Origin of the sequence: Psychrobacter piscatorii (genome assembly GCF_001444505.1) — a bacterium.
GTDB classification, from domain to species: domain Bacteria; phylum Pseudomonadota; class Gammaproteobacteria; order Pseudomonadales; family Moraxellaceae; genus Psychrobacter; species Psychrobacter piscatorii_B.
The window spans coordinates 13,957-40,463 of the sequence record NZ_LNDJ01000118.1 but is presented as its reverse complement, the minus strand read 5'-3'; the positions used below and the strand labels follow the sequence as shown (position 1 = coordinate 40,463).

Here is a 26,507-nt window from a genome sequence, read left to right as displayed (position 1 = left end):
ATGGCTATATTAGTAATGACTCAAAATGAGCTGTCCTGCTAGATTTTAAGTAATACGAAGATATCGAATAGAAATACAGCACTTAGAAATACAGTGCTCTTATACATAACTATACTAAGGTGACTCTTATGACAGAAGTAAAAGTATCTGCCAAAATGGTAAAAGAATTGCGTGACCGTACTGGTCTTGGCATGATGGAATGTAAAAAAGCGTTAGAAGAATCAAACGGTGATGTTGAAGTTGCCATTGATAACCTACGCAAATCTGGTCAAGCAAAAGCAGCTAAAAAAGCGGGTAACATCGCAGCTGACGGCGCTATCATCATCGCTCAAGGCGAAAACAAAGCATTCTTGTTAGAAGTTAACTGCCAAACTGACTTCGTTGCAAAAGACGACAGCTTCACTGCATTTGCAGAAAAAGTGGCCAACATTGCACTAGAAAACGATGTCACTGACGTTGCTGCTATCTCTGAACTGCCTTATGGCGATGGTCAGACGGTTGAAGAAGCACGCGTATCTTTGGTACAAAAAATCGGTGAGAACATTCAGGTTCGCCGTGTTGAAGTACTTGAAGGCGCTAACATCGCTGCATACCGCCATGGTCTACGTATCGGTGTCGTGGTTTCTTATGAAGGTGGCGACGCTGACACTGGCAAAAACCTTGCCATGCACATTGCAGCATTCAACCCTGTTGCTGTAGATGACGAAGACGTGGCTGCTGACGTATTGGCACGCGAAAAAGACATCATCGAAGCCAAAGCAAAAGAGTCTGGCAAGCCTGACAACATCGTTGAAAAAATGATCGAAGGTGGCCTACGTAAGTACCTAGACGAAGTAACTTTGCTACGTCAGCCATACGTTATGGACAACGACAAAAAAGTTGGTGATGTCCTAAAAGCTGAAGGCGTAAAAGTACTTGGTTTCAAACGTCTAGAAGTTGGTGAAGGCATCGAGAAGAAGCAAGAAGACTTCGCTGCTGAAGTTGCTGCAACTCAGGCTGCTAACAAGTAAGAACTGAGTCATATTGGAAAATACTGTGAGTGCTGATTTAGTACTCACAGCTTGTCTTTATTACTGATGATATATCACGATATAAAGCGTCCAGACACAAAAAAAACCGTTAATTTCTTAACGGGTTTTTTTGTGTCTGACTTTTTAGGTCACTGGTCTATTTTATTTCTGGCTTAGCTCTAGCTTAGCGTAAAGCATCATAAGCTGAGTTAGCATAGCTGGCACTATTCACATTATTGCTAGTGCCGTAACTGACGTTGCGCAATCCACTGTTAATGGTGCTACTCGTTTGATTGCTGGCACTCATACTGACGCCAGATAGCCCAGCATCATTCTTATATAAACTATGATAACGGCTCATGACTCTTTGCACATAGTTACGGGTTTCTTTAAAAGGAGGAATACCGCCGTATTTGTCGACATTGCCTTCACCTGCATTGTAGCCAGCTACTGCATATTCTACATTGTTGTTAAAACGGCGCATGAGCCAAGCGATATATTTGGCTGAGCCTTCAATATTGTCTGCAGGGTTCCAAGGGTTACTTACTTTAAATCGGCGGGCAGTGGCAGGCATTAACTGCATGAGGCCTTGTGCGCCGACTGGTGAGCGAGCATTGGGATTGAAAGCGGATTCGGTATGCATCATTGCTTTCATAAGGGCAGGATCTACGCCATGACGTTCAGCAGAGGCGCGAATGTAGCTGTCGTAAGCATTGCGGCTACCACTATTGCTAGCGGCACTGCTACCATAGTTATTGCTACTATTACTACCGTCATACATTTTAGAGTCTTTATAATAAGTGACTTTAACTTTTTTAGTGAATTTGTCAAAATTGCCACTAGGATTGACGTTGGTCAGTAGTACTTGTCCACCTTTGTCTTTGTAGATATACATATTGCCAGCGTTGGCAGCAATAGAAAAAGTAGAGAGGGCAATCGCACTTAATAAAATAGGAGACAAACAGCGAGTAATCAGAGTAGCAGCATTTATCATAGTGTTATCACTTTTTATCGAATAATAGCAAATTGTTTTGCCTATAGACGCGCCATTTTACGCGCTTAAGCGGTCATCAGGGTTGCAGGATTTTATAGCTCGTCATCGATATAGCCACCTAGCAAATACCACGTCTAACAAGAACCACTTGCAATAGATACAAAAAATAATAGTTGCTTACTATAACATATAATAACTTTTTGCCGCATCAGATTGATAAAATAAGTTGTAAAATCAAATTTTTATCATTGAACAAACTCAAATAAATCAAAGTGCTATATGTTTGAAGCTTATTAACTACCTGTTTATATCGGATGATAGGCAAGCACTTTTTGATGCATGCCTTATTTTAATTCTCTACAATGCAAAGGTGATGACAACGCTCAGATGAGCCAAATATCATTTCAATGAATCTCGTTGCTGAGTAAGCAATAAAAACAATGATTGGAATGATAAAATAGTGCTCAGTCATCTATCAAAGCGGTAAGCAAAATCGGTCTAGATGCCTAACGTACTGATAAATACAGGCACCCAAACGGCAGTGACCAAACCATTGACTGCCAGTCCAAATGCCGCATATCGTCCTGCTGTATGGCTGATTTGCCAAGCTTCTACTGTACCAAATGCGTGAGCCGCCAGTCCAAGTGCAAGACCCTTAGCTCGATCATCATTGATACCGCGAAACAAAAAACGGGCGACAGCGCCGCCAATGAGACCTGAGACGATGATGATCAGGTTCGCCAGTGCTAATGGCGCATTGATTAAATCGGCAACACTGAGGCCAATGGGAGTAGTCACAGAACGGGTAGCAAAAGCAAGTATGCTGTCGTGACTCAATGAAAATAGATAAGCCAATGACATGGGCAGTAGGGCACCAATGACACTAGCAATAGCAACGATCAAAGAGAGCTTTTTGACAGGCAGTCCTTTAAAGTTCATTGCGGCTAGTGGTACCGCCAAAAGTACTGTGACATATCCTAATAGATGATCGAATATAGGCTTTGCCGCGCTGTAGTAGTTGTCATAATCCCATTGCAATAAAAATAAGAAGACCAGTACCAAAACGAGCGCGGTAATTACCATTGGTAACCATGATAATTTACGCGCTAACACACGTGCAATGACGTGTGCCACCAAGGTTAGGAGTACGGCTGCTAAGGTCGCCATAAATACGCTGTCAAAAGTCATAATATCTCTCCGCAGCTCACGGCTGTTCCTTTTGCTGATTAGTCGTGCCGCTGTCGGCATTGGCATCTTGATTCAACCAGCGATTGGCCAGTAGCGCGAGTCCCCACATCGGTATGAGCGTACTTACTATCATTGTGACCATCACGCCCAACAGCTCATCTCCTAGTGCGAATAGCAGTAAGCCTGCACCCGCTGAGACGGGCAGAAATGCAAAACCACTATCGACGAGGAGGGTGTTACTGGCTTGAGTGAGCCAGTTAGGCAACCCTTTGAGCAATCGCCATATCATCAAGATAACAAACATCGCCACCAAGCCGACAATATTGGCGGCTTTTTCGATACCTGCCAACTGACAAAGAACCACAGCCGTCTCTCGGACAACGATAACCATGGTCAACGTTAAAATTAACGAAATCCATAGCGGGAGATGGGAGGAGTGAGCAGGCTTCATAAGCAGTGTGGCCAAGTCAGATATAGGTGATGAGTTTATAAAAACGAGCGGGCGATAGTATCAATAATATAACGTGAAAAATAATATTATGAACGCTGATAATAGACAGTAGTGACATTTCAACTTTTGAGTGGCGAGTATTACCTATCAATATTTGTTGAATGTATAACCGTTGATTATATAGAGAGTAAGCTTACTAATAAAGCTTGTAGACACATTCAAAAAAATAGACGATATCGATTGATACCGTCTATGCTATTTTAACCTACTGTATAAAAGATTGCTGTCTAACAGTATGAATCAAAGGTTTACTTATCTATTGACGTCAACAATCGTTTTTCAGCAGCGACTATTTTTCAGAATCAGCGGTTTGTGAATTGAGCGCATTAAATTCGTCAAATGCTCTTTCTTCTTCTGCTGTCATCGTCGGCTCTTCAACTTCATGTTCGTCGGGCTGCTCAAATTCCTCAAGTACTGGCATCAGCAATGTTGCTTGTGCAAGCGGTAATACATCGGTGGGCTTGAGATTGGCTTGTCCGAGTAGTTGTCTTAGTCTATCGCTTGGCAAGCGAATCGTCAAGCACTCATGGCCGCTATCATCATAGCTTTCTTCTTCAATAACACCAAGCTCGTACAAGGTATTTTTTAACTGTCCTGCATGATAGGGTAGCGTCAAATCAAAAGTGGTCAATGTGCCAGTTAGTAGCTGCTGCACGGCTAATGACAACTCTTCTATGCCTAAGTTCTCTCTAGAAGACACATAGACACGATTAGGTTGACCTTCGCTAGCATAACCAATACGTGCAGGCTCGTCAGTCAAATCAATCTTATTATAAACATTGAGTACCGGCACATCGTTATCAATCTCAGCCAGTACCTCTTTGACCGCCTGAATTTGCTCATGCATATCTTCACTAGAAGAATCGATGACGTGTAATAATAAGTCCGCCTCTAGCGTCTCTTCTAGCGTTGCATGAAAGGATTCAACCAATTCATGCGGCAAATGACGGACAAAACCTACCGTATCAACCAAGACTACACGTCCCACACCTTGCCAGTCTAAACGGCGTAGCGTTGGATCGAGTGTCGCAAATAGCTTATCAGCTGCGTAGATATTTTCATCGACTAAGCGATTAAATAAAGTGGATTTGCCCGCATTGGTATAACCAACCAGTGAGATAGTCGGTACGTCTGATTTTTGGCGACGTGCCCGGCCCTGAGCACGAGTCTGTCTGACCTTTTCAATTCTACTTTTGAGCTGCATGACGCGCACTTGTAGCAAGCGACGATCGGTCTCAAGCTGGGTTTCGCCGGGGCCACGTAAGCCAATACCCCCTTTTTGACGTTCCAAATGCGTCCAACCACGGACCAAACGTGTCGATAAATGGTTCAGCTGAGCCAGCTCTACTTGTAGCTTACCTTCGTAAGTACGAGCACGCTGAGCGAAAATGTCTAAAATCAAACCAGTACGATCCAGTACACGGCATTTCACCAAAGCTTCGATATTACGCTCTTGTGAAGGCGACAAGCTGTGGTTAAACAGTACAATATCCGCATCATGCTCGCGCACCAGTTCTGCAATTTCCTCCGCTTTACCGCTACCAACGAAATACTTGGCGTCAGGGCGTGCACGTGAGCCTGTGACCAGTGCCAAGCGATCGGCACCTGCTGAATCTGCTAGTAGTTCAAACTCGCCTAGATCGTCAGGATCTTGAATTTGGCGAATGTCTAAATGTACAATAATGGCGCGCTCGCCACCTTCATGTCTTTCAAAATAATCCAAAGAGTATCACCTATGTAATAAAGTAAATGTCTCGCTATCAGCAGCTCAATAAGGCTTGGCATAGCGTTCATATGAGTATCTATATGTGATCTTATCATTTGATATTAAAGGGTATGAGCACAATTAACGATGGTTTTATGTTACAGCGATGACTGGGATTAATTTTTTATAAATCTGCTTTATTGCCCGTTTGTATAAAAGTGAGCACCCACTGAATGGACACCCTATCACTGAGCGTATGAACTTTGTTATACTGGGCTCGTTTTTTTGACTATTAAACACCCGTTATTTAATCATGAGGGCGAAGATGAGCCAAGCTAAATCAAGCTTTTCACTCAGACGACAGTTGGGACGCGGTAAGCAAATTGCTGGCATGACCACCACCATCGCTGGTGGTATGCGTGCCGCTCAACGCATTGGGGCATTCAAGCAGCCACCGCGCGAGACACTACCACGCTACATCCAAACGTTTTGTCGCAAGATGGCAGGCTCATTTGGTGTCAAGGTCGTTGAAGTCGAACCAGTAAAGCAACATCACGGCTTGTGGGTTTCAAACCATGTGTCATGGATGGATATTCCTGTCGTTGGTACCGTGAGTCCAGCATTCTTTTTATCCAAAGCTGAGATTGGTGAGTGGCCTGTGTTCGGTAAGCTCGCGCATGCGGCAGGCACGCTTTTCATCGAGCGCGGCTCCGGTGATGCAGGTTCCGTATCCTCACAAATAGCTGATTTCTTAGCCAAAGGTTTTTCGGTGATTTTCTTCCCTGAGGCGACCACCACCAGTGGCAAAAAAATCAAGCGTATTCATGGGACATTGCTCCAGTCAGCGATAGATGCTGACGTGCCTATCAGACCCATTGTTATCGCTTATGTCGATAAAGATGGCACGCTTAGCGACGCGCTGCCATATTATGGCAAGATGACAATGAAGGACAGCATGAAAAAAGTACTCGATAGCAAAGATGTTACTGCGTATGTATTGCCACTGGCGCCGCTAGATCCGAAAGGCTGTACCAAAAGTGAGCTGACCAATTTGTTGCAAGCCCGTATGCAAGAAGGGTTGGCAGAACTGCATTCACGAGTACTTCGTGTACCCGTTGAAGATTGATTATTTATAGCTAAGCCAGTTTAGTTAATAAAAAGGCGCAAATCGCGAGTTATATGACTGCGATTTGCGCCTTTTTTGTGTCTATAATAAATGCAGATGTAGCAATTTATAGACCGCTGATCTAGATCGAACTAAGGGGATGGATTGGGATGTTGTGTGTGTACCGCTTCAATCGCTTCCAATACATCTGCTGTTAGCTCCACATTGACACTATCAATGTTTGATTTGAGCTGTTCGGTTGTCGTCGCGCCAATGATATTGCTGGTGACAAAGTGACGTGAATTGACAAAAGCCAATGACATTTGCGCCATGTCCAACCCAGCATCAGCGGCAATCTTTGCATATTGCTCGGTCGCTGATACCGCTTGCTCATTGGTATAACGAGCAAAGCGATCATACATCGTCAAGCGTGCGCCATCTGGACGCTTGCCATCGAGATATTTACCAGACAATACGCCAAAACCAAGTGGCGAGTAAGCAAGTAGCCCCACGTTTTCGCGATGGGCAATCTCAGCCATACCAACTTCGTATAAGCGATTTAATAGGCTATATGGGTTTTGCACCGTGATAGGCGCGATCAAGCCATTTTTGTCCGATTCCCATAGATAGCGCATGAGTCCCCATGCCGTATCGTTTGATAAACCATAAGCACGAATACGACCTTTTTTGATTTCATTATTTAAGGCCTGAATGGTCTCTAGAAAGGGCGTTAAGTCATCTACTGACTGTGCTGCCATCTCTTCCGTATAACCGCGCTGACCAAAAAAGTTCGCTTGACGCTCAGGCCAATGCAGCTGATAAATATCGATATAATCGGTTTGCAAGCGCTCAAGGTTGCCATCAATAGCGCTACTGATATGCTGCGCGTTAAAGCGTGTTTGACCATCACGCAAAAAATCCATTGGTGATATTTTGCTGGCAAGGATGACTTTGTCACGCTGTTTGGTTTTATCAAACCAAGTACCCATGAATCGTTCGGTATCACCCTGTTTGTCTTTGTCTGGTGGTGATGGGTACATCTCGGCAGTATCCCAAAAGTTCACACCCTCAGAGAGTGCCATGTCCATTTGCTCATGTGCTTGAGCTTTATTATTTTGCTGTCCCCAAGTCATCGTACCTAGACAGATCTTAGATACTTTTTCATCGAGCTGCGGTAACGTTGTATATTGCATTCGATTGTCCTTTCTCGTTTTTTTATTGTGGATTGTGCGTTTGGACAACTACATAAGTTGTATACCAGTGACGCCAGGTGGTGTGACCTTAAAGATTTTTACTTTAAATAATACGTCTTGCCCAGCCAGCGGATGATTGAAGTCGACTTCGACTTGGTCATCATTAATGGCGCTGATCGTACCGGGCAAGGTGTTTTTGCCTTTGTCTTCGAATTCAACCATCATACCGACTTCTGGGTTGTCAGCGACGAGCGCAAATTGAGTACGGCTAAAGTGTTGGATGTTTTCAGGATTCCATTCACCAAATGCCTGCTCTGGCTCAAGGTGAGCGGTACGAGTGTCGCCTGCGCGTAGATTCATAAGTACCTGCTCAAAACCAGGTAATAAGCTCTCATCACCGATAGTCAAAGATACGGGCGCATCACGACTAAACGTTGAGTCAATGACAGTACCGTTTTCTAGTGAGACTTCGAAGTGTAGCTTTACAAGGCTACCGTGAGCGATACGCGTGTCTTCGTTTGGATTAATAAATTGAGATTGGGTCATAATAAAAAGCCATCAGTTGCTGGAATAAAAGAATAAAGAATCTGGATGCCGTATTATAGTGTAAGAAATAATAAGCCATCTGCGACCAGATGTAAGCGTCAATAATGTAACGCATATGGTGTACTATAACTGGCAATTCTAAAAGATATGAGGTGTCGGTGGTGAATAAACAACAAGGCACTGTCAAAAAATGGCAGGACGATAAAGGATTTGGCTTCATTGAAACCGAGACAGGTGAGTCTGTTTTCTTTCATGTGAGTGAGTTTAAGGCGCAGCGCCGTCCCAATGTTGGCGAGCAAGTCGTCTTTAGTATTGGACAGGATGCAGAGGGGCGCAGGCGAGCCAAAAAAGTACAAGAACTTGGTTTTGTACAGCAAAAAATGGCACAAAAAAATAAACAGATCCGTCAACGTAATGCCAAACGTAGCGTGCAAGCGGAGTTTGAAGCAAGACAAAAGAAACGCTCGTTTCTTGGACTGGCTTTTTATGGTGTTTTAGCTCTATTAGCAGCGACAGGTAAACTGAGCTGGCTAGTGGTCGGCTGGTATGCTGCACTAGGGTTAATCACTTATATAATGTATGCCAAAGACAAAGCCGCTGCTCAAAATGGTGACTGGCGTACGCCTGAGTCAACCTTGCACGTGCTGAGCGCGCTTGGCGGTTGGGTAGGGGCGTTATTGGCTCAGACGTATCTGCGTCACAAATCACAAAAGCCTGAGTTTCGAGTGACTTATTATTTGACCGTCGTTGTGAACATGGCAGGGTTACTGTTTTTATTGGCAGGTGGCGGATTGGCATTTTTGGAAAGGCTATTATAAACATCATCGGTTATATAGTCGTTCTGATATGAAATCATGACATTGAAAATGACGTGCTACATTGATCTGATAGTAGCCAGACTATACAAGCCTGTTGATTATTTTTGCGCTAATACCTGTTTATAAACGGCAGCATCTTTGTCCGAAAAACAGCAAAAAATCACATCACAAAGTGAGAAATCATCGGCTTGCTTAAGATGGCTGAATATAAAATCTATAACAGTATTAATGGCTATCTCAGTTGCTGGCTCTAATGGATAACCGTAAACGCCTGTACTGATAGAAGGAAATGCGATACTGGCAAGGCCTTGCTCAGTCGCTAATATCAAAGATTTTTGATAACAACTGGCGAGCAGCGCTGACTCACCTCGATTGTCACCATGCCAAATAGGGCCGACCGTATGAATCACATACTGTGAGGGCAAGTTAAATGCTGGGCTCATTTTGGCATCTCCTGTTTGACACCCATTCAATGTACGGCAATATGTCAGTAGCTCAGGGCCCGCGGCTCGATGAATCGCACCGTCCACACCGCCGCCACCCAGCAAACTTGAATTGGCCGCATTAACGATGGCATCCACGTCTAGCGTGGTAATGTCTGCTTTTAACACGCTTAACGTCACTGACTTCCCAGTGTTTAAGTGTTCGTTATTCGCCGCATCGGGGATGGTGATTTGCTTTTGGAAAATAGGGTTTATGTGATTGGTTGACATAAAAATTCCTTTTAATCATTTGTCCTTAATAGAGTCTAAAGGATTCTTGGCACTTACTTGTATATGGTATGAGTACGATAAGTGGTACTTTTTACATATGGATGTATGAATCATACAAAAAATTGTTTAAGTCATCAAAATCAACAGCTAAAAAAAGGCGGGTCACTATTGCGTAACCCACCTTTTTAATTTATCAATTAAATTAATATCTCTAACTATAGACGGTTATGACCGTGGCATTTCACGCTTCTTTTCCAAAAACAGCATATCAATGATAATCAGTATAACACCGATGGATATACCGATATCTGCAATATTAAAAATCGGATAATGCCAAACATCGGCATAGTGCACATGGATAAAATCAATCACATGACCATGTAGTAAGCGGTCAATCAAATTACCAAGCGCACCGCCTAGTACCAGCGCAAGGCCTGTCGATAGCAGCTTGGCTTGCCGTGGTGCTTTGAGTAAATAGATGATCAGAAACAGCGACATGAGTAATGCCAGCCCCGAAAAAAACCACTTCTGCCAACCGCCCGCATCTGCCAAAAAGCTAAATGCCGCACCGTAATTATAAGCCAATGTCCAATTAAGGAATGGCTCAATTACCGGCACTGGATCATGAAAGGTCAGCTTGGTTTCCGCCAGCCATTTGGTCCATTGATCGATGATAATGATAACCAATGCCAGCCCATACCACATAAAAGCGCGACTGCCATTGGCCACCAGTTTTGGTTTCTTCTTTGTTGATTTTGCCAGACGGCTTCTAGGCGTGGTTGAGCTACCTGTGGTCGCATGAGCAGGCTTGGGCGAATGATCAACCTCAGCTTGCGACGGCTTATTGTGCTGGCTGTCAGATGAGTCTGTTGGGTTAGGCATAATGGCGCACCTCGCCGTCGCCACTGACATTGGTCACGCAGCGACCGCATAGCTCAGGATGGGCGCTATCTGTGCCGATATCATCACGGATATGCCAGCAGCGTACGCACTTAGTACCAGTGGCAGCGCTAACTTGTACCACTAGATCTACAGCCTCTTCTGTATTCGTTTCGGTTGCTTCATCTACCTGTACGATGCTATCAGTAGGTGCTTCGCTCATTGGCTTTAGTTCTGCGTTGCTAGTGATGAGTACAAAACGAAGCTCTTCATCAAGCTTGGCTAGACTTTCATACATGGCACCGTCAGCGTATAGGCTCACATCGGCAGATAAGTTGGCATTGATAATTTTTTCACCACGTGCGGTTTCGATGTGCTTGTTTACCATGTCTTTTGCGAACATAATACGCTGCCAGTCGTCGCTTGTGATGGCGTTCAGCTCAAATGCTGGGAAGGTGTACCACGCTTGGGTAAACACATAGCCTGCGTCTTGTCCGTTTTTGCCTTCTAGTACTTCCCACGCTTCTTGGGCCGTAAAGGACAAGATAGGCGTGATCCAGCGAATCAGCGCATGAGTGATGTGATAGATAGCAGTCTGGGCAGAGCGGCGCGGCTGACCGTCTTTTTGGGTGGTGTACTGACGATCTTTGATGATGTCTAAATAAAAACTGCCCAAGTCCTGCGAACAAAACGCGGTCACGTGCTGGGTGACTTGGTGAAAGTCCATTGCATCATAAGCGCTCATGATTTGTGCTTGCACGGTTTGCGCGCGCTCGATAATGAATTTATCAAGGCTGACCAGCTCGTCCATCGGTACACTGTCGGTTGCAGGATTGAAGTCATCAGTATTGGCCAGTAAGAAACGCAAGGTGTTACGGATACGGCGATACATATCAATCGCACCTTTAAAGACCGTCTTACCTGCGCTCATCTCATAACGATAGTCGCTAGACGCAATCCACAGGCGCAACATGTCCGCGCCCGTTTTGTTGATCTCTTCTTGCGGCGTGATGATATTGCCCAGTGACTTACTCATCTTACGACCGTTTTCATCGACCACAAAACCATGGGTCAGTACTTGCTTAAACGGTGGGCGCTCATACATGGCCTCTGACGTCAGTAATGACGTTTGGAACCAGCCGCGATGTTGATCAGAACCTTCTAAATACATGTCAGCAGGATTGGTCAGCTCATCGCGTTGCTCAAGTACGGCGAAATGCGTCGTGCCTGAGTCAAACCAAACGTCCAACGTGTCCGTTGCTTTGTCATAATCAGCCGCTTCACTACCTAAGAAGTCCTCGCAGCTGGCGTCAAACCACGCTTCAACACCGCCCTCATTGATTTTTTGTGCCGCCGTTTCCATCATCTCAAGCGTGTTTGGATGCAGCTCGCCCGTTTCTTTGTGCGTAAAGAACGTAATCGGCACGCCCCATGTGCGCTGACGGCTGATACACCAGTCAGGACGACCATTCATCATCGCTTCGATGCGGTTCTGCCCCCATGCAGGTGTCCAGTTGACCGATGGAATATCAGCAAGGGCGCGAGCACGTAGACCTTGGGTTTCCATATTGATAAACCACTGCGGGGTCGCACGGAAAATAATTGGCGACTTATGACGCCAGCAATGCGGATAGCTGTGCTCGATCTTGGTATGGCTGATTAGATGGCCATTGTCATGTAGGGCAGCGATGATTTTTGGATTGGCTTTATAGATGTGTTCACCAGCAAATACCGCAGCACTGTCTAGATAAACGCCCGTACCGCTCACTGGGTTTTCCACTGGTAAGTTGTATTTTAGACCAACGATATAATCGTCGAGACCATGACCGGGTGCAGTATGTACCAAACCAGTACCACTATCGGTGGTCACATGATCGCCCAAGATGAGCGGCACTTGGCGGTCTTCAATCAATGGATGCTGAGCGCTCAATCCTTCAAGCTCACTGCCTGATACGGTCGCGAGGACGCCTTTATTCTCAAGTTTGAGTTCACTTAGCGCAGTTTCAACAAGATCAGCTGCTAGTAGCAAATTGCCTTTTTTGGTCGCAACCACGCTATAGTTATGCTCAGGATGGACTGAGATGGCTTGGTTAGCAGGCAGTGTCCACGGCGTGGTCGTCCAGATAACCGCAGCGATGTTGTCTGCGATACCTGCCAATGCGGTCACTTTATCTGTGCCAAGTACATCAAAGCTGACATAGATCGCGTCAGAGACTTTGTCTTGATACTCTACTTCAGCTTCCGCGAGAGCTGAGCTACAGTCCAAGCACCAATTGACTGGCTTCATACCACGAGTCACATGACCATTGTCATAGATTTTGGCAAGCGCGCGTACGATGTTGGCTTCCTGCGCGAAGTTCATGGTCAGATAAGGGTTGTCCCAATCACCGAATACGCCTAGACGCTTGAAATCGGCCTTTTGCAATTCAATCTGCGTGTTGGCGTATTCGCGGCATAGACCACGGAATTCGGTAGCAGACACTTTTTGACCGACTTTACCGACTTTGGCTTCGACTTTTTGTTCGATTGGCAGACCATGACAATCCCAACCAGGGACATAAGGCGCATCAAATCCTGATAAGGTTTTTGATTTGACAATAATGTCTTTTAGTACTTTATTGACCGCGTGACCCAAGTGAATCTGACCGTTGGCGTATGGAGGGCCATCGTGCAAAATATACTTAGTCGCACCAGCACGCGCCTGACGAATTTTACCGTACACGTCATCTGCTTCCCAAGCAGCTAACCAATCTGGCTCGCGCTTGGCAAGGTTTGCGCGCATCGCAAATGGCGTATCCGCAAGGTTCAGCGTGTCTTTGTAATCTTGGCTTGGTGTGTCAGTGCTTTTATCAGTCATAGAAGGTATCTTTTTAAAAGGTAGGTTTGTGTGTCGGTTAAAACCGGCTACAAGGCTCGATGTTCAACGTATTTCAATATAGTGCTGAGGTTAATGCTGTGTCGATAATACTTAATTACTAATAGTAGGTATATTGCTCATCATAGTCGGTTTATCAACCGTCATGTCAATAAATACCCATTGTTGCTCATTAGTCCGCAAATAGTTACGTCAATAATAAATGGTAACGAGACGATTGCAACATAAAATATGCTAGTAAAAATAATTCAAAAAAATATTTAGATCGGCAGCTATTATATGACAAAAAGAGTAGGGTAAAAAGAGCTGAGCAATTTCATCCTCATTTTGACCAATATCAACTGTTTATCTACGTTGCATGTCGTTGATGAGAGTATAACGATGACCTCTTCGCAAGATAATTTATTAAAAAATAAAGTCAGGTTCAGCCGCTAAAAAACCGATGCTAACCATAAGCGCAGTTTTAACGACCATAATGGCTGAATACCTGTTAGCCCTTGTGTCATCTTGCCATTCTTTAATACCACATAGGATGGTGTGACTTGTCCTTGCCAATCTGCAAAGATATCACCTTCTTGGTCATTTATCGCGGTGAAGTCAAACTGATGCTGATCGAGGTAGCTGCGTAGCTCTTGATTTGAGCCTGACTGTATGGCCACAGTGACAACGGGATAGTTATCTGCCGCTAGCTTATTGATGGTGGGTGAGGTAAAACTACAGACGGAACACCACGTACCCCAGAAGTATACCAGTGTGGGATGCTCATGACTCATCGCTGCTAGGTCTACAGTTTGCCCTTGGTAATCGGTGAGTTGTAGCTGCGGATTAGCAGGCATGATAGGTTGTCGCCACCAATTGACCGCGCTATAGATCACGACAAACATCAGAGCGTATAGCGCAACCGTTTTAAGTAACGAAGTTATCTTCTGTTTTGGCTGTTTTTTTGATTTTATGTCTTCTTGATCCAGATCAGTCATCATTGTGTTGGCTTTTTAGTTAAGATATTTTCAATGAATAAAAATTTAACAGGTATCAGATAAAAATAAACGGCTGAGATTCAGCCGTTTTACTTATAAAGTTTACTCTTAAGTCATTATATCAAGCGCGCACAACTAACTATGGCTTTTGCGCACGATTCTGTAATGGATCACCGATAAGCACACTGCCTGAGTTTTCACGGCGTTCTTCGTCACTTAATTTGCTTGCAGGAATTTTGGATTTACGTTTCCATTTTAAGCTAAATAAGTCATCACGGCGGTCGATCAGGTTGTGCACTGAGCCTTCGTGACGAACGTGTGTCAGCTTGTCTAAGTTCACATCTGAGAAGAAAATCATCTCGGTATTGGGCGTGGTCTCTGCCATAATCGCATCATGCGGGAATGCAAAATCTGACGGTGAGAAGATAGACGACTGTGCGTACTGAATATCCAAGCTTTCGACTTGTGGCAAGTTACCTACCGAGCCGCAGATCATGACATAGCATTCGTTTTCAATGGCACGTGCTTGAGCACAATGGCGTACACGCAAATAGCCGTTTTTGGTATCTGTCCAGAAAGGCACGAACAAAATATCCATGTCATCGAGTGCTAATAGGCGTGCAAGTTCAGGGAACTCAACGTCATAGCAGACCAAAATACCAATACGACCAGCGTCCGTATCAAATACTTTGACCTCGTCACCGCCTTCGATGACCCAAGCGCTACGCTCATGCGGGGTGATATGGATTTTACGCTGCTCGTCAACCGTACCATCACGGCGGCACAGATAGCTGACATTGTACAAGGTATCGTCTTCGTCTAATAAAGGCATAGAGCCTGTAATGACATTGACGTTGTAACTGACGGCCAAATGCGAGATTTCATTTTTAAACCATTCGGTGTAATCGGCCAAAAAGCGAATGGCGATGTTTTGGTCAGTAGACTCGCACAAGCCCATCAACGGCGCGTTAAAAAACTCAGGTAGACAAGCAAAGTCAGAGTTATAATCGGCCATCACATCGACAAAGAACTCCACTTGCTGGAGCAGTTCTTCTGGCGACTCGACCTCACGCATCTGCCACTGAATACCACCGATACGCACCTCAGATTTGCGCGTGTTGGGCTTATAGTCTTTTGGCTCATAATAGATATTTGACCACTCAAGCAAGGTGGCAAAGCCTTTCGACTGTTTGTCATCTGGTAGGTAAGCGGTCAAGATACGCTTGACGATAAACCCGTTTGACAACTGAAAAGACAATGCAGGGTCGTGAATTTCGCGGCTCTCAACAGCGTCAATATATTCGCCTGGGCTTAAGTCTTGGTGGTTATGGTAGTTAGGAATGCGGCCACCCGCCAAAATCGCGCGGAAGTTGAGCTGACGACACAGCTCTTTTCGAGCATCATAAAGGCGACGACCGAGACGATAGCCACGATATTCAGGGTCGATCAATGCGTCTAGACCATAGATAGCATCGCCTTCAGGATTGTCTCTAATGATTTCTTTTTGCCCGATCAAATCATCATAGGTATGCGGGTTAGAAAATTTGGCATAATCAACACGCATGGACAGTACAATACCAATTAATTGATCATGGTCAAACAGCGCAATCTGCCCTTCAGGAAAGGCGTCTATGAGCGTATGAATGGTGTTTTTTGACCACGCGCCGCCTAGGTTGACGTAGACGCGATCCATCAAGGCTTTTAACTGGGGGTAGTCTTTTTTCTTAATCTCAGCGATCGTGAGATGAAAGTCATCTGTTTTTTCAATTTTACTCATGATATTCCTATATTAAATTTCTACTAAATTTGAGTATGCGTAATGCAATGATCCTAAACACTCGATTCTGTCAATTTTCATGAAAAAAAACCAATAAAAATATTCCAATAGTCAGATATAGCCGTTACAATAATTATTACCCTATTTACAATGGGTTATAGCAATATTTTATGCCATGTTGCTCAGTGTATTTGAGGATTATTCTGACTGATATAGAGGAATAAACCTTAGTAATCATTGCCTGCCGTATCACTTGGTTTTTTATTGGATTGTTAATAACGAAATACAGGGTTGTCCAATGCCTTTACAACGGCGACTGTTTTGCTATTTATTATCTAAATATAAAATCTAAGTAATATCTATCAGTATCATTCATTTTGCTTGCTATGATAGCAAGCTATATAAGTAATAATAGTCTCACGTAGTAACTATTTGCTACGTTTTTGTGAGTCTGCAGCTTTATCTACTTCAGGCATAGTATCGTCTTGCTTGTTTCATTTGGCCAGCGTTATCGGCTTTTAGGATTATTTTATTATGCCCTTAACTCGTAGCAATAGAATCAAGCAATGGGATGCAATACAAGAGTCATCATTGGTTCAATTGGTCTATGTCAGTACGCAAACGCTCGGCTCACGCCTGAATACCTCGATATTCGAGGACGTAGAGGCTCATGCTCGCCATTACAATGAGCAGCATGGTATTACAGGCACACTGTGTTATGGCAATGGTCAGTTTTTGCAGTGTATCGAGGGCGAAAAAAGACATGTCTTTGCGCTACAAGAACGTATCTTTGCTGATAGTCGTCACAAAAATATCGAAGTGCTTTTACTACAAGAGATTAATCATCGCAGCTTCTCAGACTGGCGCATGCGTCTGCTGTTTTTGGAGCGCTGGCTATGGTCGCCTGCAACCAAAGAACAAGCGGCACAGTTGTCACCATTTCTACCGTTTGCGCCGCACGGTTGGTCACCTGATCGTACTGAGCAATTTTTGCAAATTATCAAAAATTTCGACACCCCGCCACATATCAAAGCAGCGGGCATTACTTACAATGCATTAGGCAATATGTTCCGCCATATCGCGGCACCGCATCAAGCATTTTTGATTATTCAAGGATTTTTGAGTGTCTTGCTAGTTGTGGCGCTGGTACTGTTATATCTATAAATCATGTTTTTTAAACGTAAATTTGGGTTTTCCAAATATAAAGTTACAAACATAAAAAAGACGCTAAACTTTGAGTTTAGCGTCTTTTTTTTGAGATAAATCGTTAGCCTATCAATCACATATCAAAAATCTTGCCACGATTCATGATGTTATTAGGGTCAAAAACTTTCTTGACCTCACGCAGATAATTAATCTCAGTCTCGCTACGGCTGTATTGCAGATACGGCTTCTTCGTCATACCCACTCCATGCTCAGCAGACACTGATCCGCCATATTTTTGTACCGTCTCAAACACGTGTTTATTCACCACCTGACACTTGGCAAAGAAATCATCCTTACTCATGTTCTCAGGCTTTAGAATATTGAGATGCAAGTTGCCATCGCCGATATGACCAAACCAGCACACCTCAAAGTCAGGATAATTGCTACTGACAATCGCATCAATCTCTTCGATAAAAGTCGGTACGTGACTTATTAGCACCGACACATCGTTCTTATAAGGGGTAAACACCGAGATCGTCTCTGAGATGTACTCGCGTAGCTTCCATAGCTCTTCAGCCTGTGTGAGATTTTGGCTCATCACCCCATCAACCACCCAGCCCTCTTCCATGCACTGCTCAAAGATGGCCATGGCTTTTTCCATGATTGGCTCATAAGGCGCTTCAAACTCTAATAAGGTATAAAACTTGGTGCGTGATTCAAACGGCTCTTGTACTTGACCATGTGCCATCAGCTTATCAACCGCTACATCATCAAAGAATTCAAAGGCAGTCAAATCAATCTGCGCTTGAAAGGCTGATAAGACATTCATGACATCACTAAAGCTGTCCATACCCAGCACCATGACATTGAGGTCTTGTGGCTGACGCTCAAGCTTGATTTGTGCATGGGTGACAAGACCTAAGGTTCCCTCAGCACCGATAAACAGTTGACGCAAATCGTAACCCGTGGCGTTCTTGACCATACCTCGATTGAGATGCAAGATGTCCCCTTTACCCGTGACGACCGTTAGTCCCATGATCCATTGACGGGTCATGCCATAGCGGATGACTTTGATGCCACCGGCATTGGTACCGATGTTACCACCCATTTGACTAGAGCCTGCTGAGGCAAAGTCGACAGGATAGTAGAGATCTTTTGATTCGGCGAACTGTTGTAGCTGTTCGGTGACAACGCCCGCTTCAATCTCGACCATGCGGTCCGCTGGATAGAACTGTCCAATCTGGTTCATTTTATCCATGCTGACGACGATCTCGCCATTGGCAGCAACCGCGCCTGCTGAAAGTCCGGTACGACCACCACTAGGGGTGAGGACAACGTTATGCTCATTAGCCAGTAGGACGATGGCTTGGACTTGTTCGGTGGTCTTTGGAAAGACGATGGCAGCGGCGGCGGGGGCGAAGTGCTTGGTCCAGTCTTTGCCCCAGTGCTCTAAGCTTTCGGCGTCGGTCTTTATTTGGCTGGGGTCGAATTGATGGGTGTCAGTCAGCGTGCTTAGGATAGTCTGCACAGCGTTGGTATGGGCTTGGGAGGTGGACTGTTCGGTAGTTAGCGTCATGGTCAAATCTCAATATTAGCGTAAGCACGATGTTGGGACTGTTTATTATATAGCGAAATGACTATAAATTCAGTGAGGAGTCGGCTCGTGATGGCAATAAGTGGGTGATGGTTTCTAAATAAAAAATGAGACAAATAATAAAAAGTGGTTTGTTTGATTTCAAACCGAATGATTCACTATAGCATAAAAATTTTTCAGGCTTGATAATCAATAATTCATCTAATCTGCTAACATCGGCGTCAAATTTTGTGTAAGATATCGGGACTGTTTTCGTTTCATCCATCACAGATTATCCAACAGGTAATCTTATAAAACAATTATAGGACAGTTCTCATATGGCGTTATCACTACAAAAAGACAAAATCCGGTTTTTATTGCTTGAAGGTCTACATGACAATGCCCTAAAAGTATTGGAAGGTGCTGGTTATCACAACATCGAGAATATCAGTCACGCGTTAGACAAAGAAGAGCTGATCGAAAAGATCAAAGATGCTCACTTTATCGGTATTCGTTCGCGTACTCAATTGACGCGCGATGTACTTGAGCATGCAAACAAACTTATCGGCATTGGTTGCTTTTGTATTGGTACCAACCAAGTCGATTTAGATGCCGCTCGTGACTTAGGTATTCCTGTCTTTAACGCGCCATTCTCGAACACCCGTTCGGTGGCTGAGCTGGTATTAGCCGAAGCGATCATGCTGTATCGCGGTATCCCTGAAAAGAATGCAACTGTACATCGTGGCGGCTGGGGTAAGTCTGCGACTAACTCACATGAAGTGCGCGGCAAGACCATCGGTATCGTCGGTTACGGTTCTATCGGCTCGCAGCTGTCTGTACTAGCAGAAAGCTTTGGTATGAAAGTCATCTATCATGATGCTGTGACCAAATTGCCACTAGGTAATGCGGTACAAGTTGGCAGTCTAGAAGAGTTACTATCAACGGCTGATATCGTGACGTTGCATGTACCTGATGTGCCAAGCACCCGCTATATGATGAAAGCTGAGCAGTTCGCTCAAATGAAAGAAGGCAGCTACTTTATCAATGCGGCTCGCGGTACCTGTGTTGAGATTGATGATCTGGCGGCGGCAATTGAGTCTGGTAAAATCTTGGGCGCGGCTATCGATGTGTTCCCAAAAGAGCCAAAGTCAGCTGACGAAGAGTTTGAATCACCACTACGTAAGTTTGATAATGTGATTTTGACGCCGCATATCGGTGGGTCAACGCAAGAAGCGCAAGCTAATATCGGCCTTGAAGTCGCAGATAAGTTTGTTAGATACTCTGACCAAGGTGATACGGCGACGGCGGTGAACTTCCCAGAAGTTTCTATTCCTTTCAAAGAAAACTCGCATCGTCTGCTACACATTCACAAAAACGTGCCAGGCGTACTGTCTCAGATCAACCGTCTGTTTGCAGAAGCAGGGATTAACATTCTAGCACAGAGCCTGATGACAGAAGGGGATGTCGGTTATCTAGTCATGGACGTTGACTACAACGATTCGACTGCTGCACTCGATCAATTAAAAGATGTAGAAGAGACTATCCGCGTACGTATCTTGTTTTAATTGGTATGAATAGCTGATATAAAAAAGAGAGGCTCTATTATATAGAGCCTCTCTTTTTTTGTATTCAATCAAGTTTTATATTTAGTCAGCGTTGACGTTGTTTGCCGCTTCTGCTTGCAGACGCGCTTCAATCTTGGCCGCTTTGCGTTTTTCTATGACATCCATCACATCGCTACCGATATGGGCCTCGCCACGTTTTTTGGCCAGTTGCATTTGATGCTCGCGCTCGCGGAATCTAGCTTTTTGCTCATCTGTGGCTTTGTCAATACAATGCGGGCATGACTCGCCTTTGATATAGGCTGGGCTCTGCATGTCATCGCTAGTGATGGGCATACGGCAGGCAAAACACTGCTCATAGTTGCCTTTTTCTAAGTTGTGATTGACCGATACACGGTTGTCAAAAACAAAGCAATCACCTTGCCACATAGAGTCACTGGCTGGGATTTCTTCTAGGTATTTTAGAATACCACCTTCTAAATGGTAGACCTCTTCAAACCCTTGTTCGCGTAGATACGCAGTTGACTTCTCGCAGCGGATACCACCCGTACAGAACATGGCCACTTTTTTATGCTTGGTTGGATCCAGCTCTTTTGATACGTATTCTGGAAACTCGCGGAACGTTTCAGTGTTTGGATTGACGGCATTTTGGAACGTACCGATTTGCACTTCATAATCGTTACGTGTATCGATGAGAGTAACTTCAGGATCTGAGATCAGTGCATTCCATTCGCTAGGCTTTACATAGCGACCGACCGATTGTAGTGGGTCGATGTTTTCTACGCCCATGGTGACGATTTCTTTTTTTAGCTTTACCTTAGTGCGATAAAACGGCTGTGCATCGGTATAAGACTCTTTAAAGGTAAAAGTACCAATGGCCTCAATACGGCGTAGGTAGTCAAGGATGGTATCGATGCCTTGACGCGTGCCAGAAATCGTACCGTTAATGCCTTCGCTTGCCAGCAATAAAGTGCCTTTGACATCGTTATCTAGCATGGTATTCAAAATCGGCTCGCGATACTGCTCAAAGTCAGTGAAGCGTGTGAATTTATAAAGTGCGGCAACAACGATATTGTTAGTAACGCTATCGTAGGCGGGGGCTGATTGATTGTCAGTTATCACGGTTTCTTTGATATTACTATCTTGAGTGGTGCTCATGTGTTTCTCCTGCTGGCTAGGTCGCAAACCTAGTGCGTTAGGTTTAAAGTATCTTTTTAGTTTAAAGCATTAACAAAATTGTGGGATTGATGAATGCGCGCGTAGTGTAGCAAATTTTGGCAGGGTTTTGAATAGTTTAGGTCGCTCAGCTTGATAGGAGCTGAAATAATAAATGTTTTGATTATAAGATAAACACAAAAAATCCAGCTCAAAGGCTGGATTTCTTATTATCAACTTAATCTTTTTTGAGGTTCGTTTAGAGTTTACTTACTCTGGAACCAGCGATCCGCTTGGTTGCGTGCATTGGCGATGTCTGAGCTTGATAAGTTCAATGCCAACTGTCCAATCTTGCCGCGCGCCTTGTTACGGACTTTTTCGTCGAGCATGCCATCACGGGCAGCCAAGTCATACCATTTATAGGCATCTACCAGATTTTTTTGTTTTTCATCTAACAATGCAAGTGTATAGCTGGCACGGTTGTCGCCACGCATCGCGGCTTTCTCTAGCCAAAGACGCGCTTGCTGCAAGTTAGGTTGTACGCCTTCACCGCGTAAGTACATGATAGCAAGGTTTAACTGAGCAGGAGCAACGCCTTGTTGAGCGGCTTTGGTGTACCACTGGATAGCTTGCTGGGTGTTTTGAGCGATACCTTCGCCTTTTTGCAAGCGCTTGGCTAGATAAAACTGAGCATGATCGTTACCTTGGGCAGCACGACTAGACAGCTCGCTCACAGGCATCAGCTCAAAGCGTGAAGTATCAAGCGGTACGTTTGATATTAACTCAGCATTGGCCAAACCAGCACAAGAAAATAAGGCAGTAAACAATGCGGCTTTTAATAATTTCATAGCAGCTCCAAAATTAGGCAGTTAATACGCAAGAAAATTGTACCGCTAAACATCGTCTCGCTAAAGACAGTTAGACGGCGATAACAATTAGGTGACATCTTGCGATATGAATTACCTAATCATCAGCAATAGAGTTTTTAATTTTGTATCATCGATTTAACCCAACTAATTAGACAAACGGTCGTAATAGTGGGATAACTGACAACATTTTGCTAGCTTAACACCCAAACTTACGAAACTCAAATACTAATTACAAGATTTAATAGCTGCTTATACCTGATTGTCCTCAGTAAAATCATAGAGTTACTATAGGACAATCATTAGTTAACAATTTGCTAAGATAAAAGGTTTGGCAATAACGGTCATTTTATCCTTTTGAGCAAAAATTAAATATCTGACATTACTTCGTTTTTTTCTTTGTCACTCGATAGATAGCGACATCTGCGAGTAAATTGGGTGCCTGTCTAATTAATGCCGTCATCAGTGGGGAATGACCTTTATCAGAGTCGCTTACCGCAAAGCGATTAACGATATGAATATCATGCTGCGCACACAGTTGCTCAAAGTCTTTAAACGTACATAGATGAATATTGGGGGTGTTGTACCACTCATAAGGCAGTGCCTCAGACACGGGCATCATCCCTTTAAGCCCTAAATGAAGACGGTTTTGCCAATGGGCAAAGTTAGGGAATGTGATGATCGCCTCACGAGCGACGCGTAGCATATCGAGCAGCAGCACATCAGGCGCTTTTACCGCTTGTAGTGCACGCGCCATGACCACGGTATCAAAGCTGTTATCCGCGAAGCGTGCCAAGCCATCGTTTAGGTCTTGCTCAACAATCGACAAGCCGTTGCCAATGGCTTCGTTGATTTTGTCCTCGTCAATCTCAAGCCCATATCCAGTGACGCCTAACTTCTGCTGTAAGTGCGCGAGCAGCTCGCCATTACCGCAGCCCAAATCAAGTACATGTGCTTGCGGTGCGATCCAGCGCTCTGCTAATTGGTGATCCATTCTCATGAGCGCTCTCCTGTGGCTGGGCGACTATGGGTAATAAATGGCGCTGTCAAAAATCCTCTAACAGCACCCATGTAGCGAGGAATATCAAATAAAAAAGAGTCATGGCCATGCGGCGCATCAATATTAATATAGCTAACAGGTTTGCCAGTAGCCATCAGCGCATCGACAATTTCTTGCGAGCGTTCTGGTGCAAAGCGCCAATCGGTGGTGAATGACACAACCAAGTACTGGCATTGTGTATGGGCGAATGCCGCTTTGAGCGCAGAAAGCTCTTGCTGTCGATCAGACTCAATGTCTTCAATCGTCGCTACCGCATCTTCTAACTCATTCTGCGCATTGGCTTTGCTAGACTCGACTGACGCCGCGATAGAATTTTCTAATGGGACGGCCGACTCTGTATTGTCTTTTGCTACCGCTGATGAGTAGTCCCGCGTTGGATCAAAATAATCCAAGGCTTTGGTCATAAGTAGATAAGTATTGGCATCAAAGTTTTCACTAAAGCGCTCGCCTTGATAGCGCAGATAGCTCTCCACTTGGAACTCGACATCGTAGCCATACATAAACTTGCCAGATTTTAAGTCACGACCAAACTTGGCTTTCATCGCGTCATCAGTCAAATAAGTGATATGACCAACCATCCGTGCCAAGATGAGGCCGCGACGAGGGTAGGTACCAGCTTGTATGTAGCGTCCATCCTTAAAATCAGGATCGGACAATATCGATTGGCGTGCGACTTCATTAAAGGCGATGTTCTGAGCAGATAGCTTCGGTGTACTCGCGATCATCACACAGCGTTTTAGCCTGTCTGGATAATCGACAGACCATTGCAGCGCTTGCATACCGCCCATCGAGCCGCCAACGATAGCATGCCATACGTCAATGCCCAGACGATCTGAGAGCATGGCTTGGGTTTTTACCCAGTCTTTAATCGTGATGAGCGGAAAGTCAGGGCCATAGACTTGTGGCTCATTGCTGTTATTTGCACTGCTATCGCTTGAATCGATACTGTCATCCGAACTAATGCTATGGGGATTAATAGTTGTTGGCCCTGTTGAGCCAAAACAGCTACCGATATTGTTGACGCACACCACATAAAAGCGATTGGTATCGATGGCTTTGTTCGGACCAATCATATTGTCCCACCAGCCCGCTTTTTTGTCATCAACGCTATGAAACCCTGCCGCGTGATGATTGCCCGATAACGCATGACAAATCAAAATCGCATTTGATTTATCGCTATTGAGCGTGCCGTAAGTCTCTACCATCAAGTCAAACGAGGGCAGAGTACGGTTACATTCCAAGGTCAATGGCTCGGCAAAATGGAATTTTTGTGGCGTAACCACACCCACAGATCCAGCAGCAGTATTGGCTGAGCTGTTTACGTGAGTTTGAGAATTAGGGGACTGGTCACTGGTATTATCAGAGCGTGCGTTCAAAGCTACCTCGCAAGACAACAATCATCAATAAAATAAAAGTAAAATGGCAAAATTTTAACGGGCTACTTTACTTACACCGTTTTTATAAACTGGGCTTGCCTATTGTATGGTGATGCGCGTAGGAGTACAACCGCCGAGCAGGTCTTTTAAACGCCGTTTTATCGCGTTAAATAGTAAAGGGTAAATGATAGAAGGCTGGCGACTGCGTATCAAATTGTACAAGTGTGCTTTTGCCATGCGTGATTCATGGATAAAATGCTACACTAATGCGGTGTTTATTCAATGATGTCTTAACAATCCTGCATCTTTACTGCACATCATGTTATGACATCGCTTATAATAACTTACTGCTGATAAATAGTGCTGCTATGAAACCTGAATTGCCTCCACGTATTGCTGTCCTGTTAGTCAACCTTGGTACGCCAGATGAGCCGACGGCACCTGCCGTACGACGTTATCTCAAACAGTTTTTGTCAGATCCGCGAGTGATCGAGATTCCCAAGTTTTTGTGGGCCATTATCTTGAATTTGTTTGTCCTGCCAAGTCGTCCTAAGCGCGTGGCAAAGGCTTACGCGAGTATCTGGGAAGGGGATTCGCCGATTCGTAAGATATTAAAAAGCCAAGTTGAGCTATTAGAGCCGCGTCTGGCCAATAGCGTAGCGCCATTTCGCGTCTCTGTGCATCCTGCGATGAGCTATGGTAATCCTGGATTGCCTGATGTGATGGATGCGTTGCGCGCAGAAGGCGTGGATCACTTTGTCATTCTGCCTTTGTTCCCGCAATACTCAGCCTCTTCAGGTGGCGCGGTATATGATGCGCTGACGAAGTGGACACTCAAGCAACGTAACTTGCCAAACTATACCATTGTCAAAGACTACTTTGCGCATCCGCTATATATTCAGGCATTGGCTAACTCGATACGCCGTTTCCAAGAGAAGCATGGTAAGCCTGAGAAGTTAATGTTTAGCTTTCACGGCATTCCGCAGCCTTATGCAGATAAAGGCGACCCGTATCCTAAGCGTTGTAAATGTACGGCGGCGCAAGTGGCACATGCACTTGGTCTAAAAGACGACGAATGGATCATCAGCTTTCAATCACGCTTTGGTAAGCAAGAATGGGTGAAGCCGTATACTGATGTGGTATTAGAAGATTGGGGCAAATCTGGTGTGCGCTCAGTACAAGTGATTAGCCCTGCATTCTCAGCGGATTGTCTTGAGACGCTAGAGGAGTTGGCCATTGAAAACCGCGATAATTTTCTTGAAGCAGGCGGGCAAGAGTATCACTATATTCCCGCGCTAAACCTCGATGAGACACACATTGAATTGCTCGAAGCGTTGAGCTTGCCTCTTGTAAAAGGCTGGGCTGGCACACTTGATGGATGGGTTTAATCAGCTGAAAATATCTATTACTGTTAGTTAAATGATAAGTCATAAAAAAGCACGCTTAACGATATTAAGCGTGCTTTTTCGCTCTAAAGG

The 26,507-nt window shown here is 44.6% G+C and carries 22 protein-coding genes; 6 read left to right on the top strand and 16 right to left on the bottom strand.

The genetic code is table 11. The features are described from left to right. Window positions 1-128 precede the first annotated feature (128 nt). Complete coding sequence (gene tsf, locus AS194_RS12370) at window positions 129-1,010, top strand: translation elongation factor Ts (protein ID WP_058025785.1); 882 nt, start codon at window positions 129-131, stop codon at window positions 1,008-1,010. 184 nt (window positions 1,011-1,194) lie between these two features. Here tsf and AS194_RS12365 read toward each other — a convergent pair whose 3' ends face one another. The 4 genes from AS194_RS12365 to hflX form a co-directional block, all read right to left on the bottom strand. Beyond that, complete coding sequence (locus tag AS194_RS12365; protein ID WP_058025784.1) at window positions 1,195-2,004, bottom strand: lytic transglycosylase domain-containing protein; 810 nt, start codon at window positions 2,002-2,004, stop codon at window positions 1,195-1,197. A 498-nt stretch (window positions 2,005-2,502) separates the two neighbouring features. After that, window positions 2,503-3,192 carry an LrgB family protein gene (locus AS194_RS12360; protein ID WP_058025783.1) on the bottom strand — a complete coding sequence of 230 codons (690 nt, stop codon included), beginning with the start codon at window positions 3,190-3,192 and terminating at the stop codon, window positions 2,503-2,505. Between the two features lie 16 nt (window positions 3,193-3,208). After that, window positions 3,209-3,643, bottom strand: coding sequence for a CidA/LrgA family protein (locus AS194_RS12355; RefSeq protein ID WP_058025782.1), 435 nt, complete (start codon window positions 3,641-3,643; stop codon window positions 3,209-3,211). Window positions 3,644-3,992: 349 nt separating this feature from the next. Then, window positions 3,993-5,426, bottom strand: a complete 1,434-nt coding sequence (gene hflX / locus AS194_RS12350) for a ribosome rescue GTPase HflX (protein ID WP_058025781.1) — start codon at window positions 5,424-5,426, stop codon at window positions 3,993-3,995. A 307-nt stretch (window positions 5,427-5,733) separates the two neighbouring features. Here hflX and AS194_RS12345 point away from each other — a divergent pair, with 307 nt between their 5' ends. Next, window positions 5,734-6,534, top strand: a complete 801-nt coding sequence (locus tag AS194_RS12345; protein ID WP_058025780.1) for a lysophospholipid acyltransferase family protein — start codon at window positions 5,734-5,736, stop codon at window positions 6,532-6,534. 131 nt (window positions 6,535-6,665) lie between these two features. On the opposite strand, the gene AS194_RS12340 is transcribed toward AS194_RS12345, so the two are convergent. Further along, entirely contained in the window at window positions 6,666-7,706 is a 1,041-nt protein-coding gene (locus AS194_RS12340; RefSeq protein ID WP_058025779.1) for an aldo/keto reductase, read from the bottom strand. A gap of 48 nt (window positions 7,707-7,754) precedes the next feature. Beyond that, window positions 7,755-8,252 (bottom strand): FKBP-type peptidyl-prolyl cis-trans isomerase, encoded by a 498-nt coding sequence (locus AS194_RS12335; protein WP_058025778.1) that lies wholly within the window; start codon window positions 8,250-8,252, stop codon window positions 7,755-7,757. Between the two features lie 161 nt (window positions 8,253-8,413). Here AS194_RS12335 and AS194_RS12330 point away from each other — a divergent pair, with 161 nt between their 5' ends. Then, entirely contained in the window at window positions 8,414-9,070 is a 657-nt protein-coding gene (locus tag AS194_RS12330; protein ID WP_227511654.1) for a DUF1294 domain-containing protein, read from the top strand. Between the two features lie 98 nt (window positions 9,071-9,168). Here AS194_RS12330 and AS194_RS12325 read toward each other — a convergent pair whose 3' ends face one another. From AS194_RS12325 to AS194_RS12305, 5 genes are all read right to left on the bottom strand, one after another. Beyond that, window positions 9,169-9,783 carry an O-acetyl-ADP-ribose deacetylase gene (locus AS194_RS12325; protein ID WP_083499697.1) on the bottom strand — a complete coding sequence of 205 codons (615 nt, stop codon included), beginning with the start codon at window positions 9,781-9,783 and terminating at the stop codon, window positions 9,169-9,171. Between the two features lie 225 nt (window positions 9,784-10,008). After that, window positions 10,009-10,665, bottom strand: a complete 657-nt coding sequence (gene lspA / locus AS194_RS12320) for a signal peptidase II (protein ID WP_083499696.1) — start codon at window positions 10,663-10,665, stop codon at window positions 10,009-10,011. After that, window positions 10,658-13,519, bottom strand: coding sequence for an isoleucine--tRNA ligase (gene ileS, locus AS194_RS12315; RefSeq protein ID WP_058025777.1), 2,862 nt, complete (start codon window positions 13,517-13,519; stop codon window positions 10,658-10,660). Before ileS ends, lspA begins: the two co-directional genes overlap by 8 nt. Before the next feature lie 449 nt (window positions 13,520-13,968). Continuing rightward, a complete protein-coding gene (locus AS194_RS12310) occupies window positions 13,969-14,517 on the bottom strand; it encodes a protein disulfide oxidoreductase (protein ID WP_058025776.1) in 549 nt (182 codons plus the stop codon). 136 nt (window positions 14,518-14,653) lie between these two features. Further along, window positions 14,654-16,291: a carbon-nitrogen hydrolase family protein gene (locus tag AS194_RS12305; RefSeq protein WP_058025775.1), complete on the bottom strand. Its 1,638-nt coding sequence runs from the start codon at window positions 16,289-16,291 to the stop codon at window positions 14,654-14,656. Window positions 16,292-16,825: 534 nt separating this feature from the next. On the opposite strand from AS194_RS12305, the gene AS194_RS12300 reads away from it, so the two are divergent. Continuing rightward, window positions 16,826-17,455 (top strand): BLUF domain-containing protein, encoded by a 630-nt coding sequence (locus AS194_RS12300; RefSeq protein ID WP_058025774.1) that lies wholly within the window; start codon window positions 16,826-16,828, stop codon window positions 17,453-17,455. 115 nt (window positions 17,456-17,570) lie between these two features. On the opposite strand, the gene AS194_RS12295 is transcribed toward AS194_RS12300, so the two are convergent. Next, window positions 17,571-19,013, bottom strand: coding sequence for an FAD-binding oxidoreductase (locus tag AS194_RS12295; protein ID WP_058025773.1), 1,443 nt, complete (start codon window positions 19,011-19,013; stop codon window positions 17,571-17,573). A 335-nt stretch (window positions 19,014-19,348) separates the two neighbouring features. Between AS194_RS12295 and serA the strand changes: the two genes are divergently transcribed. After that, window positions 19,349-20,575 (top strand): phosphoglycerate dehydrogenase, encoded by a 1,227-nt coding sequence (serA, locus tag AS194_RS12285; RefSeq protein ID WP_058025771.1) that lies wholly within the window; start codon window positions 19,349-19,351, stop codon window positions 20,573-20,575. 81 nt (window positions 20,576-20,656) lie between these two features. Here the strand turns inward: serA and AS194_RS12280 are convergent, their stop codons facing one another. The 4 genes from AS194_RS12280 to metX all read right to left on the bottom strand — a co-directional run bounded on the left by AS194_RS12280 (window position 20,657) and on the right by metX (window position 24,942). Further along, the gene (locus tag AS194_RS12280; RefSeq protein ID WP_058025770.1) at window positions 20,657-21,730 is read right to left on the bottom strand and encodes a rhodanese-related sulfurtransferase; all 1,074 of its coding nucleotides are present in this window, start codon (window positions 21,728-21,730) and stop codon (window positions 20,657-20,659) included. A gap of 263 nt (window positions 21,731-21,993) precedes the next feature. After that, window positions 21,994-22,575, bottom strand: a complete 582-nt coding sequence (locus tag AS194_RS12275) for a tetratricopeptide repeat protein (RefSeq protein WP_058025769.1) — start codon at window positions 22,573-22,575, stop codon at window positions 21,994-21,996. A gap of 400 nt (window positions 22,576-22,975) precedes the next feature. Then, on the bottom strand, window positions 22,976-23,593 hold the full coding sequence (metW, locus tag AS194_RS12270; protein ID WP_058025768.1) for a methionine biosynthesis protein MetW: 618 nt from the start codon (window positions 23,591-23,593) through the stop codon (window positions 22,976-22,978). Then, window positions 23,590-24,942, bottom strand: a complete 1,353-nt coding sequence (gene metX, locus AS194_RS12265; RefSeq protein ID WP_058025804.1) for a homoserine O-acetyltransferase MetX — start codon at window positions 24,940-24,942, stop codon at window positions 23,590-23,592. Before metX ends, metW begins: the two co-directional genes overlap by 4 nt. Before the next feature lie 455 nt (window positions 24,943-25,397). On the opposite strand from metX, the gene hemH reads away from it, so the two are divergent. Next, window positions 25,398-26,417, top strand: coding sequence for a ferrochelatase (gene hemH, locus AS194_RS12260; RefSeq protein ID WP_058025767.1), 1,020 nt, complete (start codon window positions 25,398-25,400; stop codon window positions 26,415-26,417). Window positions 26,418-26,507: the final 90 nt, after the last annotated feature.